Below are 16,241 nucleotides of genomic sequence, written 5' to 3'. Positions count from 1 at the left end.
CCGGGCAACCGGGCCTTCATGTTCTCGATTTCCCCCGGGAGCGCTACTACGATCAAGGTTTCGCTAGGCCATTGTTCGCGTATTACCTAGGAAAACCCTGCTCCACGCCTATATAACGGCAAGTTGCCCAAAAGGCGACTATCGGCTTTTTCGGTGGATTAGGCCAGCCGATCATCCGCTGATCTGGTCAAGACTAGATATTTCCGGAGAAGTAGTGGCTGTTCGTGTTGGGGGCGACCGCCAGGTCAGGCGGCAGGTGGTGCACCGCAGACCCCGGGTGGCTGTCCAGTCGCTCGGCGCGGTCGGCATCGACCTGATCTGCATGGCGTTCACCGCGGCCGTCGCCGGGCAGCAGGCGGCGCGCATCGGGCTCGCGGCCGTCCTCGTCGTGGCCTTCGGCTGCGCCGGCCACGTCTACACTCCGCGGCTCCTGCCCTCGTGCCTCGATCGCGGTCTCTGGCTCACCGGAGCCGCGGCGGCCGCCGCGTTCGCGGCGTTCTGGCCGGCGACGCCCACCGTGGTGGGGCTGAGCGCGGCGCTCTTCACCGTCTGCGCCCTGTGCCTGCGCAGCGTCCTGTACTTCCTGGTACGCCGGGCCCGCATGAACGGCAGGTCGGTCCCCGCCGTGGTGATCGGCGCCGGCCCGCACGCGCACCGCCTGGCCGCCACCCTGCTCGCCCACCCCGAGTACGGCCTGCTCCCCCTGGGCTTCCTGGACGAGGCCGCCGGGGACCGGCCCCTGCTGCCCGTCCTCGGCGGGCCCGCCGACACCGGCGCCGTCATCCAGGCCCACGGCGTGCAGGCGGTGGTCGTCACCGGGCAGGGGCACCCGTCGGCCGCGCGGACGGCGCGGGCCCTCGGCTGCCAGGTGTTCCTCGCCCCCGAGCCGGGCGAGCCGGTCGCCGACTTCGTCAGCCTGCGCGAGCACGTGCGCGGCTTCCCGCTGGTCCGCATGCGCGCCGCGGCCCAGCACCGCCTGGCCTGGCCGCTGAAGCGGGCGATCGACGTCGCGATGGCCCTGACCGGGCTGATCATCAGCGCGCCGATCCTCGCCGTCTGCGCGGTGCTGGTCCGCTGGGAGACCGGCCCCGGCCTGCTGTTCAAGCAGCGGCGGGTGGGATACCTCGGCGAGCCGATCGAGCTGATCAAGCTCCGGACGCTGAAGCCCGTGGACGCGCACGAGTCGGAGACCCTGTGGAGCATCGCCCACGACGCCCGCCTGGGGCCGGTCGGCCGGATGCTGCGCCGCACGTCGTTCGACGAGCTTCCCCAGCTGTGGAACGTTCTCAAGGGCGACATGAGCATCGTCGGCCCCCGGCCGGAGCGCCCGTACTTCGTGGAGGAGTTCTCCCGGACGGTCCCCGGCTACGAGCTGCGGCACCGGATGCCGGTGGGGATCACCGGGTGGGCCCAGATCCACGGACTGCGCGGGGACACCTCGATCGAGGACCGCGCCCGCTTCGACAACCACTACATCGACGGGTGGAGCCTCCGTACCGACATCAAGATCATCTTGCTGACGGTGTGGACGATGCTCCGGCCGGGCGGGAGCTAGTCATGGGGGCTCTACGTGGGCGGCCCAGTCTGGCGGCCGCCGTCACGGTGCTGCTCGCCTGCCTCCCGGCGGGCGGGACGGACGCGCCCGCGGGCGTGGACGTCACGGCGTCCGACGTGGCCTCGGTCCTGCTGGTCGCGATCGCGGCCGGCGTGCTGTTCGCGACCGGCCGGGTGACCTCGCCCCGCCTCGGGACGGGCTTCCTGGCGGGCCGGGGGCCGCTGCCGGCGCGGGCCCTCGTGCTCGCGCCCGTCGCGGCGGCGGCCGCGCTCGCGCTGCTGGCCTCGCCCGACACGCTGGTCAGCCTGCCGGGGTTCGTGCGCTTCCTCCAGGTGTTCGTGCTGGTCCCGCTGGCCGTCCTGGTGACCGTACGGGACCGGGCCGACGTCGTGATCGTCGGCGGAGCGCTCGTCGGGGCGGCGGCGCTGCAGGGAGTGATCGGCTGCGTCCAGGTGCTCACCGGCACCGGCGCGGCCTACGGAGGCGAGCGGATACGCGCCGTCGGCACCTTCGGCGCCCCCGACGTCATGGCCATGGCGACCGTGGTCAGCTACGGGCTCGTCATCCTGCTGGGCGCCGGCCTGACCGTGCGCGGCAGGGGCCGGGTCCTCGCGCTGGCGGGCGCGGCCCTCCTCTGCGTCCCGCTCGCGCTCTCGCTCAGCCGCGGCTGCTGGATCGCCGTGCTGGGCGCGGCCCTGGTGGTGGTCTTCCTGCGCAGCGGGGTGCTCGCCGCCCGGGTCATGCTCGTCGGGGCGGCGGCCGCGGTGCTCGCCTTCGCGACCGGCACCGGGTCCGACCTGCTGGACCGGCGGCTGGCCTCGATCGCCACCGCCGTCACCGACCCCGACCAGTCCGTGAGCGACCGCTACAGTCTCTGGCACGCCGCCACCGGCATGTGGGCCGAGCACCCGGTGACCGGGGTCGGCCCGCGCAGGTTCGGCGAGCTGCGCGACACCTACGCCCCGATCGAGCTGTCGTCCGGCAGCGACACCGACGACCCCGTGCACGGCTACCAGCGCCGGCCGCTGCTGTCGCCGCACAACATGTACCTGCTGACCCTCAGCGAGCAGGGGCTGGCCGGGCTGGCCGCGTTCGTGGCGTTCCTGGGGTGCCTGACCTGGTGGGCCCTGCGCGGCGGCGCGCTCGTCGCGGCCGGGCTGCTGACCTGGCAGACCATCAGCTTCGCCTACGGCGACATCGGCGGCCCCTCCACGACGGTCACGTCCGTCGCGCTCGGGCTGGCCCTGGCGCTCGTCGCCGGCCGCCGCGAGCCGGCCGCGCCGGTCGAGGCGGCCACACCGGTGGGGGCGGCGCGATGACGACCGCCACGTCGGCCACCACGTCGGCCACGGTGAAGGCGGTCAGCGTCACCGCCGTGCTGACCGGGCTCGGCTCGCTGCTCGGGTTCGTCCGCGACCTGCTGCTCGGCATGCTGTTCGGGGCGGACGCCGGCACCGACGCCTTCCTCGTCGCCTGGACGATCCCGGAGACGGCCGCGCCCCTCCTCATCGAGGGCGCGATGGCGTTCGTGCTGGTGCCGCTGTTCAGCCGGTGGATCGAGCTGGGGCACGACGTCCGCGAGCTGGTCTCCGCGACGCTGCCGTACCTGTGCCTGGGGCTCGTGGCGCTGAGCCTGCTGACCGCCGCCGCGGCGCCGTGGCTGGTGGGCGTGCTGGCGCCGGGCATCCCGCGGCCGGAGATGGCCGTCGACTGCATGCGGGTGGCCTCGGTGACGATCCTGACGTTCGGGCTGGCCGGGTACCTCAGCGCGGCGCTGCGCTCCCACCAGTCGTTCACCGCGCCGGCCGCGATCTACGTCGCGTACAACGTGGGGATCGTCGCCTGCGTGGTCGCCCTGCGGGAGCAGGGCGCGTACGCCGCCGCGGTCGGGGTGGCCGCGGGCGGCCTCGGCATGGTCCTCGTCCAGGCGCCGGCCTTCCTGCGGCGCTTCGGGAGGCCGCGCCGGACCGCGCGGCGCGTGCCGCTGCCGGTGCTGGCGTTCCTGCCGGTCGCGGTCTTCACGCTGGCCCGCCAGTGTCAGGTCTTCGTCGAACGCTTCGTCGGCTCGTCGCTACCCGAAGGCTCGATCTCGCACCTCAACTACGCCCAGAAGATCGCCCAGGTGCCGATGGTGTTGTCGCTGATCGTGGCCACGGTGAGCTTCCCGCAGCTGGCCCGGGCCATCAGCGCCGGTGACGACCGGCGGGCGCGCCGCCGGATGGCGCGGGACCTGGTGGCCGCCTCGGCGATCGTGCTCCCGGCCGCCGCGGCCCTGATCGTCTGCGCTCCCGACCTCGTCGCCGTCCTGCTGCAGTACGGCGCCTTCACCGCGGCCGACACCGAGGCCACCGCGCACATCATGCGCGTGTACGCGCTGGGCCTGCTCGGCCAGGCCGTCGTCGGCGCCGTGAGCCGGGCGTACTTCTGCCGGACCGGCTCGTACTGGTACCCGACGGCCGCGATGGCCGCCGGCCTGGCCGTGACGGTCCTGCTGGCCCGCCCCTCGTGGGGCACCACGGGGATCGCCGCCGCCAACGCGGCCGGGATCACGCTCACCGCCGTCCTGCTGGTCGCCGGGCTGCGGCGGCGGGTCATCACGCTGCCGCCGCGCGCGGTGGCCGGGCCGATCGGCGGCCTGCTGCCGGCCGCCACCGCCGCCGCCGGGGCCGGCTGGGCGGTGCGGGCACTGACCGCGGACCTGCCCGAGCTGGTCCGCCTCGCCGTGACCGGCGCCGCCATCGCCGCCGTCTTCTGCGCCGTCGCGGTCGCGACGCGGGCCGTGACGGCGCTCACCGACGACACCCCGACCAGGATGCGAGGCCGCGCATGACCGCCATGCCGTACGTGCTCATGTACCACTCCGTGGAGAAATGCGACAGCGACCCGCTGCAGATCACCGTCTCCCCCGCCCGCTTCGCCGAGCAGCTGCGCCGGCTGGCCGAGCGCGGGCTGACCGGCGTGTCGATGCGCGAGCTGCTGCGCGCCCGGGCGGCGGGGAACGCGCGCGGCCTGGTCGGGCTCACCTTCGACGACGGGTACGCCGACTTCGCCGGCGAGGTCGTGCCCGTCCTGCTCCGGCACCGGTTCACCGCGACGGTCTTCGTGGTCTCCGGCCTGCTCGGCGAGCACAACGCCTGGGACGCCGGCGCCCCGCGCAAGCCGCTCATGGACGCCGAGGGCCTGCGCTGGGCCGCCATGCAGGGCATGGAGGTCGGCTCCCACTCGGCCGGCCACCGCTCGCTGACCACGCTGAGCGACGCCGACCTGGAGCACGAGGTGGCCGGCAGCAAGACGGCGCTGGAGGAGGTCCTCGGCCAGGAGGTCGGCGGGTTCTGCTACCCGTACGGGCACGTCGCCGAGCGCGAGGTGCGGGCCGTGCGCCGGGCGGGCTACTCCTACGCCTGCGCGATCTGGAAGTCGCCGGTCACCGGCACGCACGCGCTGCCGCGCACGTACGTCGGCGAGCGCGACGGCGCGCTGCGGCTGTGGGCCAAGCAGGCGCGGCACCGGCTGCGGTGGGCACGGTGGGCCCGGTGGGCGCGGTGGGCCCGGTGAAGGTCCTGCACGTCATCACCGGGCTGGCGGCGGGCGGCGCGGAGCAGCAGTTGCGCTCGCTGCTGCCGCACCTGCGGGCCAGCTGCGAGGTCGCGGTGCTCACCGGCCGCGGCGCGGTGGCGGAGGCCATCGAACGCGCCGGCGTGCCCGTCCACCACGTCGGCATGCGCGGCAACCGGGACCTGCGCGCCGTCGGCCGGCTGGCCCGGCTCATGCGCGGCCGCCGCTACGACGTCGTGCACACCCATCTCTACCGCGCCTGCGTGTACGGCAGGCTGGCCGCGCGGCTGGCGGACGTCCCGGCGATCGTGGCCACCGAGCACTCCATCGGCCACCGGCACATCGAGGGCCGCCGCCTCACCCACCCGATCAGGGCGCTCTACCTGGCCAGCGAGCGGCTCGGGCACCGCACGGTCGCCGTCTCGCCCTCGGTGATGGAGCGGCTGGCGGCGTGGGGGGTCCCGCGCCGGCGCGTGGTCGTCATCCCGAACGGACTCGACGGCGCGGCGTACCGCTTCGACGCCGGGCTGCGCCGCCGTACCCGGGAGCGGCTGGGCCTGGCGGACGACGCATTCGTGGTCGGCGGGGTCGGCCGCCTGGAGCCGGTCAAGCGCTTCGACCGGCTGATCGCGGCGATGCCGTCGCCCGGCCGCGCCACCCTGCTCCTGGTCGGCTCCGGCTCGTGCGAGGCACGACTGCGGGAGCAGGCCCGCGCGCTGGGGGTGGAGCAGCGGGTGATCTTCGCGGGCGAGTCGCTCGACGTGCGGGCCATGTTGTCGGCGATGGACGTGCTGGTCGCGCCCTCGGCGGAGGAGACGTTCGGGCTCGCCGTGGTGGAGGCGCTCGCCAGCGGCCTGCCGGTCCTGTACGACGCCTGCCCGGCCATCGACGACCTGCCGCCCGGCTCGGCCCCGGGGGCGCGGCGCGTCCCGCCGCACCGGCTGGCCGCGGAGCTGTCCGCGCTGGCCGCGAGCCCGCCCGCCCGGCTGGCCCCGCCCGACGCCGTCCGCTTCTACGACGTCCGCCGCCAGGCGGAGCAACTGGAGTCGCTCTATCTGCGCCTGCTGGGCGCCTCACCCACGGAGAAGGAACGATGACGTTGACCCGGATCACCGGCCTGCTCTCGCGATGGTGGCTCGTGCTGTCCCTGACGGCGGGGGCGCTGGGCGGCCTGGCGTACGCACTGGCCAGGGACGCCGTGTACGCCGCGGACGCCTACGTCGTGGTGTCGGGGGTCGACCCGGTGCAGGCGGCCCACTTCGCCACCGCGTACGCCAGGATCGCCGGCCACCCCGGCCTGCTCACCACCGACCGGGCCGAGCAGGACGCCCTCAGTGTGGCGGCCTCGCCCGACGCCCCGCTGGTGCGGCTCACGTCCGAGGCGCCCACGGGCGCGGAGGCGGCCGAGCGCGCCAACCGCGCCGCCGCCGCGCTGATCAGGTACGCCGGCACCCACGCCACCGACACCCGCGTCCGGCTCGTGTCCTTCGCCGAGGCGCTGGCCCCCACTCGTCCCTCCGCGCCGGTGCCGGTGGTCAGCATGGCCGCCGGAGGTTGCGCGGCCGCGCTGGTGGTCGGTCTGGTCCGGCTGGCCGGGCCGTTCGCCCGGCGTGAGCCCGCGGCGGTGCTGAGGGGAGCGCACGCGTGACCGGCACCACCTCTCGGACCTCGGCGGCACGGCTGGCGGTGCAGGTCATCACCAAGGGCGAGGACCTGGCCGCGTTGTCGGCGGAATGGGCCGACCTGTACGCCCGCAGCTCGGCCGCCACACCGTTCCAGTCGTACGGCTGGTTGTGCTCCTGGTGGCGGGTCTACGGCGTCTCCGGCCGGCTGCGCGTGTTCCTGGCCCGCCGGGACGGCCGCTTGGTCGCGGCGGCGCCGTTCCGGCTGGAGCACCGGATGGGCTGCCGGGTGCTCACCCCCGTCGGCGGGGAGCAGTCCGACTTCACCGACATCGTGGTGGACGACGCCGAGGACGACGCGAGCCTGCTGGAGCTGCGCGCCGGCCTGCTGGCCCAGCCCGGCTGGGACGTCATCGACGTGCCCGAGGCGCGGCCCGGCGCGGCGATCCGCCGCCTGGCCGGTCTCTGGGACGGCCGGTCCTGGACGCTGCCCGCCTCCACCTGCCTCCAGCTGCCCGGCCGCCCGGTCGACCAGGTGCTCGCCGGGCTGAAGGCGAGCCGGGCCCGCCGGCTGCGCTCGGCGCTGCGCAAGCTCGACACCCTCGACCTGTCGGTGACGCCCGTCGGGGCCGACCGGGCCGAGCACACGATGGCCGAGCTGCTGCGCCTGCACACCCTGCAGTGGGAGAGCCGGCCCATCAACGCCCACCACACGCACCCGCGCTTCCGCGAGCACCTCACCCGGGCCGCCCAGTCGATGGTGGCGGACGGCCACGCGGCCCTGGCCGAGTTCCGGGTCGGCGGGCGGCTGCTGGCCTGCGACTTCACGGTGATCGGCAAGGACTTCGTGGGCGGCTACCTGTACGGCGTCCACCCCGACCTGCGGGCCGAGGCCGACGTCCTGATGATGCTGCTGCGGCAGAACCTGGCGATGGCCCACCGGCTCGGCAGGCCGGTGCTCAGCCTGCTGCGCGGCGACGAGCCGTACAAGGCGAAGTGGGAGTGCGAAGCCGTCGCCAACCAGCGGGTGCTGCTGGGCCGCGGTGTGCGCGCCGCCGCCTACGCGGCCACCGCCGGGATGCGCGTGGCCGGTCGTGACCTGGTGAAGCGGCGCTGCCCGCGCCTGGCGCAGCAGGTCGCGTCATGGCGATGACACCGAGGGTCCTGCACGTCACGCAGCCGGTGGACGGCGGGGTCGGCGCGTACGTCGCCACGGCCGTCGCCGACCAGGCCCGGCGCGGCTGGCGGGTGGCGGTCGCCTGCCCGCGCACCGGCCCGCTGGCCCGCGAGCTGGCCGCGCTCGGCGTGCCCCGGCTGGACTGGACGGCCCGGCGCGCGCCCGGGATCGGCGACGCCGCGCAGGCCGCGCGGTTGTGGCAGATCGTCCGCCTCTTCCGCCCGGACGTCGTGCACCTGCACTCGTCCAAGGCCGGGCTGGCCGGCCGGCTGGCGATCAGGGGCCGGGTGCCGACGCTGTTCCAGCCGCACGGCTGGTCATGGCTGGCGGTGCGCGGCGCCGCCGCCCGCGCGGCCCTCGGCTGGGAACGGCTGGCCGCCCGCTGGACCGACACGATCATCTGCGTCGGCGCGGACGAGGCCGGCCTGGCCCGGCGCCACGGCGTGCGCGGCGACCTCGTCGTGGTCCGCAACGGCGTGGACCTGCGCCGCTTCCGTCCCGCCGGCGAGCGGGAGCGGGCGGCGGCCCGCGCCCGCCACGGCATCGCCGGGGAGACGCCGCTGGCCGTCTGCGTCGGCCGGGTCACCCGCCAGAAGGGCCAGGACCTGCTGCTGTCGGCGTGGGAGCGGGTCGCCGCCCGCAACGGGCTCGCCCGGCTGGCGGTGGTCGGCGACGGCCCGCTGCTCGGCGCGCTGCGCTCACGCGCCGTACCCCGGGTTCACTTCGCCGGCCCCTCCTCCGACGTCGCCTCCTGGTACGCCGCCGCCGACGTGGTGGTGCTGCCGTCGCGCTGGGAGGGGCTGCCGCTCACCGCGCTGGAGGCGCTGGCGTCGGGCAGGTCGCTGGTCGCCTCCGCGGTGCCCGGGTTGTCCGAGCTGGTGACCGGCGGCGTCGGCGCGGCCGTCTCCCCGGGGGACGGCGCGGCGCTGGCCGAGGCGCTGTTGTTGCGGCTGGAGCAGCCCGAGCTGGCCGCCGCCGAAGGCGTGGCCGCCGCGTCGCTGGCCGCCGGGTTCGACGTGTCGGAGGCGCTGGACTCGCTCTCGGGGCACACGCTGGACGTGGCCACCGGATCGGTCGCGGGCGTGGGCGCCACGGTCGGCTCGGGCGACGGCTCCGGTGACGGCTCGGGCGACGGCTCGACCCACAGCCGCCGGCGGAACTCCTCCGCCGAGCGCGGGTTCGACCGGCACTGCCAGACGCCATGGGGACAGTAGTCGGTGATCGAGTGATAAGCCACGTTGTGACGCTCGATCCAGTCGAGCATGTCGCGGACGAACTCGGGACGGTCGCCGTAGCGGAACAGGCCCCACTCCGGGAAGGAGATGGGCTTGCCCCGCTCGGCGGCGAACTCGGCCTGCGCCCGCAGCCCGTACGGCTGGTTGACGTAGTCGGCGAAGTCGTCGCCCGGGCCCTGGTCGTAGGTGTCCATGCCGATGATGTCGACCACGTCGTCGCCCGGGTAGCACTGCGTCCACGGGATGGCGTCGTGCCCGCGGCTGGGCGCGAAGTCGAACCGGAACTGCTGGCCGGGCGTGGCGCGCATGGCCGCCACGATGCGCCGCCAGTACTCCCGCCACGCCGGCGGGTTCGGCGCGCACCTGCTGGAGTACGTGGTGCCGTTCATCTCCCAGCCGAGCACGATGATCGTGTCGGCCCCGCCGCCGGCGACGAGCCTGCGGCCCAGCTCGGCGAAGAGATGGTCGCGGACGCCGCTCGCCCCCCACGCGAGCTCCCGCGACACCGCGTAGTCGGGCATCCCCACCTCGTTGGGGGCGACCATCGGCACGTTCAGCGCCAGGACGCGGCCCGGCGCGGCGCTCTTCCAGCGCAGCCAGGGCTCGAGGACGAACGCGGGGCCCTGGATGGACTCCCAGCGCTCGCCGGGCAGGTACGTGCGCCCCACCGTCACCTCGCGGCTCAGCCACGACTCGAACCCGGGCAGGTCGCGCGTCCCGCGCTCGTCGGAGGCGAGGAAGACACCCACCGCCGGCCCGGATCCGGCGTCCCGCGCACGGCCCTCCTCCTCGTCGAAGCCGAGCCATTCACCGAAACCGAGCCATGCCGCCGCCACCGCCGCCGTGACGGCGGCAATGGCAATGTGCAGGACAATCCTCGCCCTCGCCACCGCACACCCCCTATCGCTGCGTTTTCCTCATTGCCTACACCGGGTGCGACGGCTGCCGGGATATCCGACTCGCGAATTGCCCGATCCATAGAATTCCGCGAAGGAGCAGAACGTAAAACCATGCTCGATTGCACCGTCCCGGCGCTCGTAGTGCGGCTGGACTCCAATATGTTTCACCACGGGACGCTCGGCGCCATTCGCTCGCTCGGCAGGGCGGGAGTGGAAGTGCACGGGCTGCTCCCCCGGGGCGACGAACCGGCCGCCCGTTCGCGACATCTGGCCCGCGTGCACACCTGGCCGCACGGCCTGGACGTCGTCGGCGCGCTGCGGGAGGTGGCCGTCCGCATCGGGCGGCGGGCGGTGCTGCTGGCGCTGGACGACGCGTGCGCCATCGCCGTCGCCGAGCACGCCGCCGAGCTGCGGCCGTACTACCTGCTGCCCGAACAGGAGCCGGGGCTGCCGCGGACGCTGGCGGACAAGCGGCTGCTGGCCGAGCTCTGCGCCGGGCTGGGGATAGCCCAGCCGGAGACCCGGCTCATCACCGGCGAGCACGACGCCATGGCCGCCGTCTCCGCCTTCGGGCTGCCCCTGGTCGCCAAGTGGGCGCAGCCGTGGCTGCTGCCGCCCGGCCTCGGGCTGCGCAACACCACGCTCGTCGGGCACCCGCGCCAGGTGGTGCGCCTGCTGCGCCACGTGCGCGGTCGCGACCTGCTCTTCCAGCGGTACGTGCCGGGCGGGCCCGACTGCGACTGGTTCTTCCACGGCTACTTCGACGAGCACGCGCAGAGCCTGTACGACGGCGCCGGGCGCAAGGAACGCGCCTATCCGAAGGGCGCGGGGCTCACGACGTACGGGCGCTGGCTCGCCAACCCGGACGTCGAGCGCGCGGCCCACGAGCTGGCCGCCAAGGTCGGCTACCGCGGCGTGCTCGACATCGACTTCCGCCACGACGCCGCCGCGGACGTCTACTACCTGCTCGACTGCAACCCGCGGCTCGGCGCCCAGTTCCGGCTGTTCGCCGACGCCGGCGGCCTCGACCTGGTGCGGGTCGCGCACCTGCACCTGACCGGCCGCTGGACGGCGCGCGGGCCGGCGGCGCACGGCCGGACGTACGCGGTGGAGAACTACGACCTGTTCACCGCGGGCCCGAAGGCCCTGCGGGCGCTGGTCACGGCCGACGAACTGGCCTGGCTGGCGGCCGACGATCCCCGCCCGTTCGCGGCCATGGCCGGGCAGACGACAAAGCGCGTCGTGGCCCGGCTCATCCGATCCCGGAAATAGCACTGTGGAGGAGAATTGCGTACCCCGATCATCGACGTGGCGATTGTGGGCGCGGGCCCGTACGGGCTCTCCGTGGCCGCACACGCATTGCACGCCCAGCTGGACACACGCGTATTCGGCACGCCCATGCGGGCGTGGGAAAAACACATGCCCAGGGGAATGCTGCTGAAATCCGAGCCGGACGCGTCACATCTCGCCGACCCGGAACGCCGGCACGGGCTCGACGCCTTCCAGCCCTGCTCCTACGGCGAGCCGGTGCCGGTGGAGAGGTTCGTCGACTACGGCCGGTGGTTCCAGGAGCGGGCGGTCGGAGCGGCCCTGGAGACCTCGGACGTGACGGCCGTCGGCGTCGAGGGCGGGTCGTTCGCGCTCACCCTGGCGCAGGGCCGGCAGGTGCTCGCCAGGACGGTCGTCATGGCCGTGGGCTTCCTGCCGTTCGCGCACCGCCCCGATCCCCTGGTGGGGCTGCCGCCGGAGGCGGTCTCGCACAGCTCCGACCACCACGACCTCGGCAGGTTCGCGGGGCGGGACGTGACCGTGCTGGGCTCGGGACAGTCCGCGCTGGAGACCGCGACGCTCCTGGCGGAGGCGGGGGCGAGCGTCCGGGTCGTCGCCCGGTCGAGGGCGCTGGCGTGGAACGACGTGCCGGTCGCACAGCCGTCCACGGTGTCCCGCCTGCTCGCGCCCCGCTCCGGGCTCGGGCGCGGGTGGCGTTCGCTGGCCTGGGCTCGGGTGCCGGGCGCGTTCCGGTATCTGCCGGAGCGGGCGCGGGGGCACGTCGTGCGCACCGCGCTCGGGCCGGCGGGGTCGTGGTGGCTGCGCGGGCGGTTCGACGGCGCCGTGCCTGTGATCCTGGGGGCGCGCCTGGCGGCCGCCGAGCACGGCGACGGGGTCCGGCTGCACCTTCACGACCGGTCGGGGACGACCACCACGCTGGACACCGAGCACGTGATCGCGGCGACCGGCTACCGGGTGGACGTGGCCAGGCTCCGCGTGCTCGACGACGGCCTGCGGCGCGCGGTGGCGGCGACGAGCCCGACGCCGCGGCTCAGCCCCGTCTTCGAGACGCCCGTCGCCGGGCTCCATCTGGTCGGGCTGGCGGCGGCGGCCACGTTCGGGCCGGCCATGCGGTTCGTCTACGGCTGCGACTTCGCCGCCCGCCGGGTGACGAGGGGTCTCGTGAGCCGCCTGCGCGGATCGCGGTCACCGTGACCCATCCCATGCAGCTTCGTATCGCAACACATCATCAATCGGGGGCATCACGCATGATTTTTCGTGGAATGTTCGCCTGTACGGCGGTGGCGGTCGCTCTGGGGGGTGTGGCCGTCGCGGACACGTCGCCCACCGGCACGTCGTCCACCTTCACCAACTCGGCGAAGACCGCCTCCGGCCTGACCCCGTCCGGGGTCGAGGTGACCGTGAGCAAGACGATGATCGGGCAGACGCGGGTGGCCTCGGCCGAGGCGACCGCCGCCAATGCCGCCGCGCCCGACGACGAATACCTCGTCCCCGCCAACGCCAAGGCGACGGCCGGGTTCGTCGACCTCTACGAGGGCTTCACGGTCAATCCGGGCGGCTGGAGCGACGTCGCCACGCTCACGTTCACCTTCTCCAGGCCGGTACGCGACCCGCACCTGCACGTGTTCGGCACCGGCGGCTCGTCGGGCACCTCCGCGCGCAACCGCGACGACTACTGGCCCGCCGTGGATCTCGTCAGCGGCGCGCCGGCCGAGCCGACCTTCAGCAAGGCGGCGGGCTTCCCCGGGTTCCGGGTCACGTCCGCCTCGATCACGCCCGAGCGGGTGTACACGGTGTCGTCCACGACGTGCGGAGTCGTCTACACCTGCGGCACCGTCAAGCTGAACGGCACGCTCACGTCGTTCACGATCAAGCTGCGGGCGCGGGACGTGCGCTACGGCGATGGCGGGACGACGCCGCAGCTGTGGGCGGCGTTCAAGCTGTCGCTGGCCGAGGACGCCTCCGACGCGCCCACCTCGTACGGCGCCGCCACCCACGCGATCGGCGACTCCTTCCTGGGACGTACGGTGACCGCCGACCACCCCGGCACGGTCAGCCTGACGCCGCGCGGCATGACCGCCGACACGGACGCCGACGACGCGGTGACCGGCTCACCCGCCCGGATCGGCGGCCACGGGGGCAGCTACACGCTGGCGATCCCCGTGACGTCGGGGTCGCTGTCGAACGTCACCGGCTGGATCGACTTCGACCGCGACGGCCGTTTCGACCCCAACGAGCGCGCCACGGCACAGGTCGCCGCGGGGGCGACGACCGCCACGCTGCGGTGGGTCACGCCGCGGCCGATCGGCAGCGGCCCCACCTGGATGCGCCTGCGCATGTCGGCCGCGTCGACCGGCTCGGCGACCGGCTGGGCGGACAGCGGCGAGGTCGAGGACCACCGCATCAGCCTCGACCACTGATCCGTCCTCTCGTACGCCCGGGCCTTCCTTGAGGGCCCGGGCGTTCGTCGATCACCGTCGGTCACCGCCAGGCCGCCCCCGCGTGGACATCGAGGCGCTCCACAGGGCAGGCTGTCATTCGTGACCAGCAGCCATGACGCCCGCCTGCGCGAGCTCGTCCTGCTGCGCCGCGTCCGCGACCGGATCGACCGTGAGTACGCGCAGCCGCTGGACGTGCAGGCGCTGGCGCGCGGCGTGCATCTCTCGGCCGGACACCTGAGCCGGCAGTTCCGCGCCGTCTACGGCGAGTCGCCCTACAGCTACCTCATGACCCGGCGCATCGAGCGGGCCATGACCCTGCTGCGGCGCGGCGACATGTCGGTCACCGAGGTCTGCTTCGCGGTGGGGTGCTCGTCGCTCGGCACCTTCAGCACGCGCTTCTCCGAGCTGGTCGGCATGTCGCCGAGCACCTACCGCCGCCTGGCCGCCGGAGACGGCGAGGGCATCCCGAGCTGCGTCGCCAAGCAGGTCATGCGACCGATCAGGAATCGAGAAGCGGCCGCCTCGCGCACCGACCTAACCTCGTCAGCATGAACCTCATCATCCACCAGACGTTCCTGCCCGCCGACGACCATGACAAGTCGCTCGCCTTCTACCGTGACGCGCTGGGGTTCGAGGTGCGTAACGACGTGGGCTACGAGAACATGCGCTGGATCACCGTCGGGCCGGTGGGCCAGCCGGAGACGTCGATCGTCCTCGAGCCCCCGGGCATCGACCCGGGTCTGTCCGACGACGAGCGCCGCACGATCGCCGAGCTGATGGCCAAGGGCAGCTACGCGACCATCGTGCTCGCCACCCCCGACCTCGACGCCACCTTCGAGCGGGTGCGGGCCAGCGGCGCCGACGTCGTCCAGGAGCCGACCGACCAGCCCTACGGCGTCCGCGACTGCGCGTTCCGCGACCCGGCGGGCAACATGGTCCGCATCAACCAGGCCACTTGAGGTCCGCGTCGCCGGGCAGCGGCAGCATCGCATGGGGGCGGCGCACCTGCAACTCCCTGTCCAGCCTGACCCCGCTCTCCAGCTCCACCACGGCGAGGCAGGCCGCGAGCACGCCCACCGTCGCGTCCGCCTGGTCGGTGTCGTAGACGCCGGCGAGGAAGTCGGCGTAGCTCCGCAGCGGGCCGAGGTGGTCGCTCCAGTGCGTGAAGGGCACGTGGATCGGCTCGGGGTGCAGGAGGTCGCCCTCCGCCTCTCCGTACCGGACGTACATGCTGGTGGCGGCGTTGAGATCGGTCGCCACGTACCAGTGCCTGAAGCCCGCGCCGCCGAGGCGGTCGGTCAGCTCCTTGCGCTCGGGCCGCGGGAAGTCCCAGTCGAGGGTGACGACGCCGGCGGCGACCTGGTAGAGGTCGAGCCCGCTGCCGTACCCGGGACCGCGCAGGTCGCCGGGGCCGGCCGGGGGCACGGGGTCTAGCCGCGGTCGATGCGGGGGAGCAGGTCGTGGACCACGTCGAGGGCGGCGTCGGCGGTGTCGGCCAGGTAGGTGAGCTCGATCAGGAAGTGGTCGAAGCCGGTCTGCTCGCCGATGGACTTGACCGCGTCCGCGATCTCGCCCGCAGGGACGCCCCGGTCGACGTTGACGCGCAGGATCGTGTCGATCGCCGCCGGGTCGCGGCCCGCCTCGCGGGCGGCCTCGTCGATGATCGCGCGCTGCGCCCGCATCATCTCGACGCTCACGAACGTGGGGACGATGCACAGGGGCAGCCAGCCGTCACCGCGGCGGCCGATGCGCCGCAGCGCGGTCTCCGCCGAGCCGCCGAGGTAGATCGGCGGGCGGGGACGCTGGGCGGGCTTCAGCGGCGAGTGGTGCAGCGGCAGGTCGATCAGCCGGCCGTGGTACTCCGCGGGGTCCTGCGTCCACAGGATCTCCAGGGCGTCCAGGAGCTCGTTCATGCGGGCGCCGCGCGTGGTGAAGTCCAGCCCCGTCGCCTCGTACTCCTCGGGCGACCAGCCGATGCCGAAACCGGGGATCAGGCGTCCGCCGCTGACCAGGTCGATCGAGGTCAGCGACCGGGCCAGCTGGACGGGCGGGTACAGGGGCGCGATGAGCACGTGGGTGCCGAGCTGGACCCGCTCCGTCACGGCCGCCGCCACGCCGAGCACCACGAACGGGTCCGCCGGGGTGTTGTACTCGACCGGGATCGTGTTGCCGAACCCACCGGCCCCCACCTTCGGATCGACCGCGGCGAAGTTGCGGTCGCCCACCCACAGACTGTCGGCGCCCGCCTTCTCCGCTTCCCGGGCGAAGTAGGCGGCCTTGTCGACCTGGTGCGCCTGCGTGTGCAGGTGCGGAAGCGTGAAACCGATCTTCATCAGAGACTCCTAGCCCAAAGGAAACGCGACAGAACCTACGCCATCTCCCCGCGCCCGCCCCCGCCGGGCCGGGCATCCGTGACGGCCAGCCCCGCGACCAGGCCGGACAGGCCGCGGTGGGGGCGGGGCAGGGC

15 protein-coding genes and 1 pseudogene are annotated in these 16,241 nt (G+C 74.1%); 13 read left to right on the top strand and 3 right to left on the bottom strand.

From position 1 onward, the window contains the following. Nucleotides 1–214: 214 nt before the first annotated feature. The 8 genes from C1J01_RS09375 to C1J01_RS09340 are packed head-to-tail and all read left to right on the top strand — an operon-like array spanning nucleotide 215 to nucleotide 9,123. On the top strand, nucleotides 215–1,555 hold the full coding sequence (locus tag C1J01_RS09375) for a sugar transferase (RefSeq protein WP_146615524.1): 1,341 nt from the start codon (nucleotides 215–217) through the stop codon (nucleotides 1,553–1,555). Between the two features lie 2 nt (nucleotides 1,556–1,557). Continuing rightward, the gene (locus C1J01_RS09370; RefSeq protein ID WP_111178149.1) at nucleotides 1,558–2,874 is read left to right on the top strand and encodes an O-antigen ligase family protein; all 1,317 of its coding nucleotides are present in this window, start codon (nucleotides 1,558–1,560) and stop codon (nucleotides 2,872–2,874) included. Further along, nucleotides 2,871–4,385 carry a lipid II flippase MurJ gene (locus tag C1J01_RS09365; RefSeq protein WP_111178147.1) on the top strand — a complete coding sequence of 505 codons (1,515 nt, stop codon included), beginning with the start codon at nucleotides 2,871–2,873 and terminating at the stop codon, nucleotides 4,383–4,385. The genes C1J01_RS09370 and C1J01_RS09365 overlap by 4 nt, the downstream gene beginning before the upstream one ends. After that, nucleotides 4,382–5,110 (top strand): polysaccharide deacetylase family protein, encoded by a 729-nt coding sequence (locus C1J01_RS09360; protein WP_111178145.1) that lies wholly within the window; start codon nucleotides 4,382–4,384, stop codon nucleotides 5,108–5,110. Before C1J01_RS09365 ends, C1J01_RS09360 begins: the two co-directional genes overlap by 4 nt. Beyond that, nucleotides 5,089–6,207: a glycosyltransferase gene (locus C1J01_RS09355; protein ID WP_220039805.1), complete on the top strand. Its 1,119-nt coding sequence runs from the start codon at nucleotides 5,089–5,091 to the stop codon at nucleotides 6,205–6,207. Before C1J01_RS09360 ends, C1J01_RS09355 begins: the two co-directional genes overlap by 22 nt. Next, a complete protein-coding gene (locus tag C1J01_RS09350) occupies nucleotides 6,204–6,758 on the top strand; it encodes a YveK family protein (RefSeq protein ID WP_111178143.1) in 555 nt (184 codons plus the stop codon). The genes C1J01_RS09355 and C1J01_RS09350 overlap by 4 nt, the downstream gene beginning before the upstream one ends. Next, the gene (locus tag C1J01_RS09345) at nucleotides 6,755–7,885 is read left to right on the top strand and encodes a GNAT family N-acetyltransferase (RefSeq protein WP_111178141.1); all 1,131 of its coding nucleotides are present in this window, start codon (nucleotides 6,755–6,757) and stop codon (nucleotides 7,883–7,885) included. The genes C1J01_RS09350 and C1J01_RS09345 overlap by 4 nt, the downstream gene beginning before the upstream one ends. Continuing rightward, nucleotides 7,876–9,123 carry a glycosyltransferase gene (locus tag C1J01_RS09340; protein ID WP_111178139.1) on the top strand — a complete coding sequence of 416 codons (1,248 nt, stop codon included), beginning with the start codon at nucleotides 7,876–7,878 and terminating at the stop codon, nucleotides 9,121–9,123. Before C1J01_RS09345 ends, C1J01_RS09340 begins: the two co-directional genes overlap by 10 nt. A gap of 251 nt (nucleotides 9,124–9,374) precedes the next feature. On the opposite strand, the pseudogene C1J01_RS53680 reads toward C1J01_RS09340, so the two are convergent. Beyond that, nucleotides 9,375–9,452 (bottom strand): annotated as a pseudogene (locus C1J01_RS53680) (hypothetical protein); the annotation flags it as partial. 807 nt (nucleotides 9,453–10,259) lie between these two features. Here C1J01_RS53680 and C1J01_RS09330 point away from each other — a divergent pair. The 5 genes from C1J01_RS09330 to C1J01_RS09310 all read left to right on the top strand — a co-directional run bounded on the left by C1J01_RS09330 (nucleotide 10,260) and on the right by C1J01_RS09310 (nucleotide 14,733). Further along, the gene (locus C1J01_RS09330; protein ID WP_111178137.1) at nucleotides 10,260–11,315 is read left to right on the top strand and encodes an ATP-grasp domain-containing protein; all 1,056 of its coding nucleotides are present in this window, start codon (nucleotides 10,260–10,262) and stop codon (nucleotides 11,313–11,315) included. Between the two features lie 36 nt (nucleotides 11,316–11,351). Next, entirely contained in the window at nucleotides 11,352–12,527 is a 1,176-nt protein-coding gene (locus tag C1J01_RS09325) for an NAD(P)-binding domain-containing protein (protein WP_328589609.1), read from the top strand. A gap of 86 nt (nucleotides 12,528–12,613) precedes the next feature. Next, nucleotides 12,614–13,753, top strand: a complete 1,140-nt coding sequence (locus C1J01_RS09320) for a GEVED domain-containing protein (protein ID WP_146615522.1) — start codon at nucleotides 12,614–12,616, stop codon at nucleotides 13,751–13,753. A 111-nt stretch (nucleotides 13,754–13,864) separates the two neighbouring features. Beyond that, nucleotides 13,865–14,326, top strand: a complete 462-nt coding sequence (locus tag C1J01_RS09315) for a helix-turn-helix transcriptional regulator (RefSeq protein ID WP_220039809.1) — start codon at nucleotides 13,865–13,867, stop codon at nucleotides 14,324–14,326. Next, nucleotides 14,323–14,733 (top strand): VOC family protein, encoded by a 411-nt coding sequence (locus C1J01_RS09310; protein WP_111178131.1) that lies wholly within the window; start codon nucleotides 14,323–14,325, stop codon nucleotides 14,731–14,733. The genes C1J01_RS09315 and C1J01_RS09310 overlap by 4 nt, the downstream gene beginning before the upstream one ends. On the opposite strand, the gene C1J01_RS09305 is transcribed toward C1J01_RS09310, so the two are convergent. Together C1J01_RS09305 and C1J01_RS09300 are read right to left on the bottom strand one after the other, a co-directional pair. Beyond that, nucleotides 14,717–15,199: a hypothetical protein gene (locus C1J01_RS09305; protein WP_111178129.1), complete on the bottom strand. Its 483-nt coding sequence runs from the start codon at nucleotides 15,197–15,199 to the stop codon at nucleotides 14,717–14,719. The two genes, C1J01_RS09310 and C1J01_RS09305, sit on opposite strands and share 17 nt — an antisense overlap. A gap of 5 nt (nucleotides 15,200–15,204) precedes the next feature. Beyond that, nucleotides 15,205–16,107 carry a TIGR03619 family F420-dependent LLM class oxidoreductase gene (locus C1J01_RS09300; RefSeq protein WP_111178127.1) on the bottom strand — a complete coding sequence of 301 codons (903 nt, stop codon included), beginning with the start codon at nucleotides 16,105–16,107 and terminating at the stop codon, nucleotides 15,205–15,207. Between the last annotated feature and the right edge of the window lie 134 nt (nucleotides 16,108–16,241).

The sequence above is a fragment of the Nonomuraea aridisoli genome, assembly GCF_003236395.1.
GTDB classification, from domain to species: Bacteria; Actinomycetota; Actinomycetes; order Streptosporangiales; family Streptosporangiaceae; genus Nonomuraea; species Nonomuraea aridisoli.
This window is presented reverse-complemented; position numbering and strand designations above follow the sequence as displayed.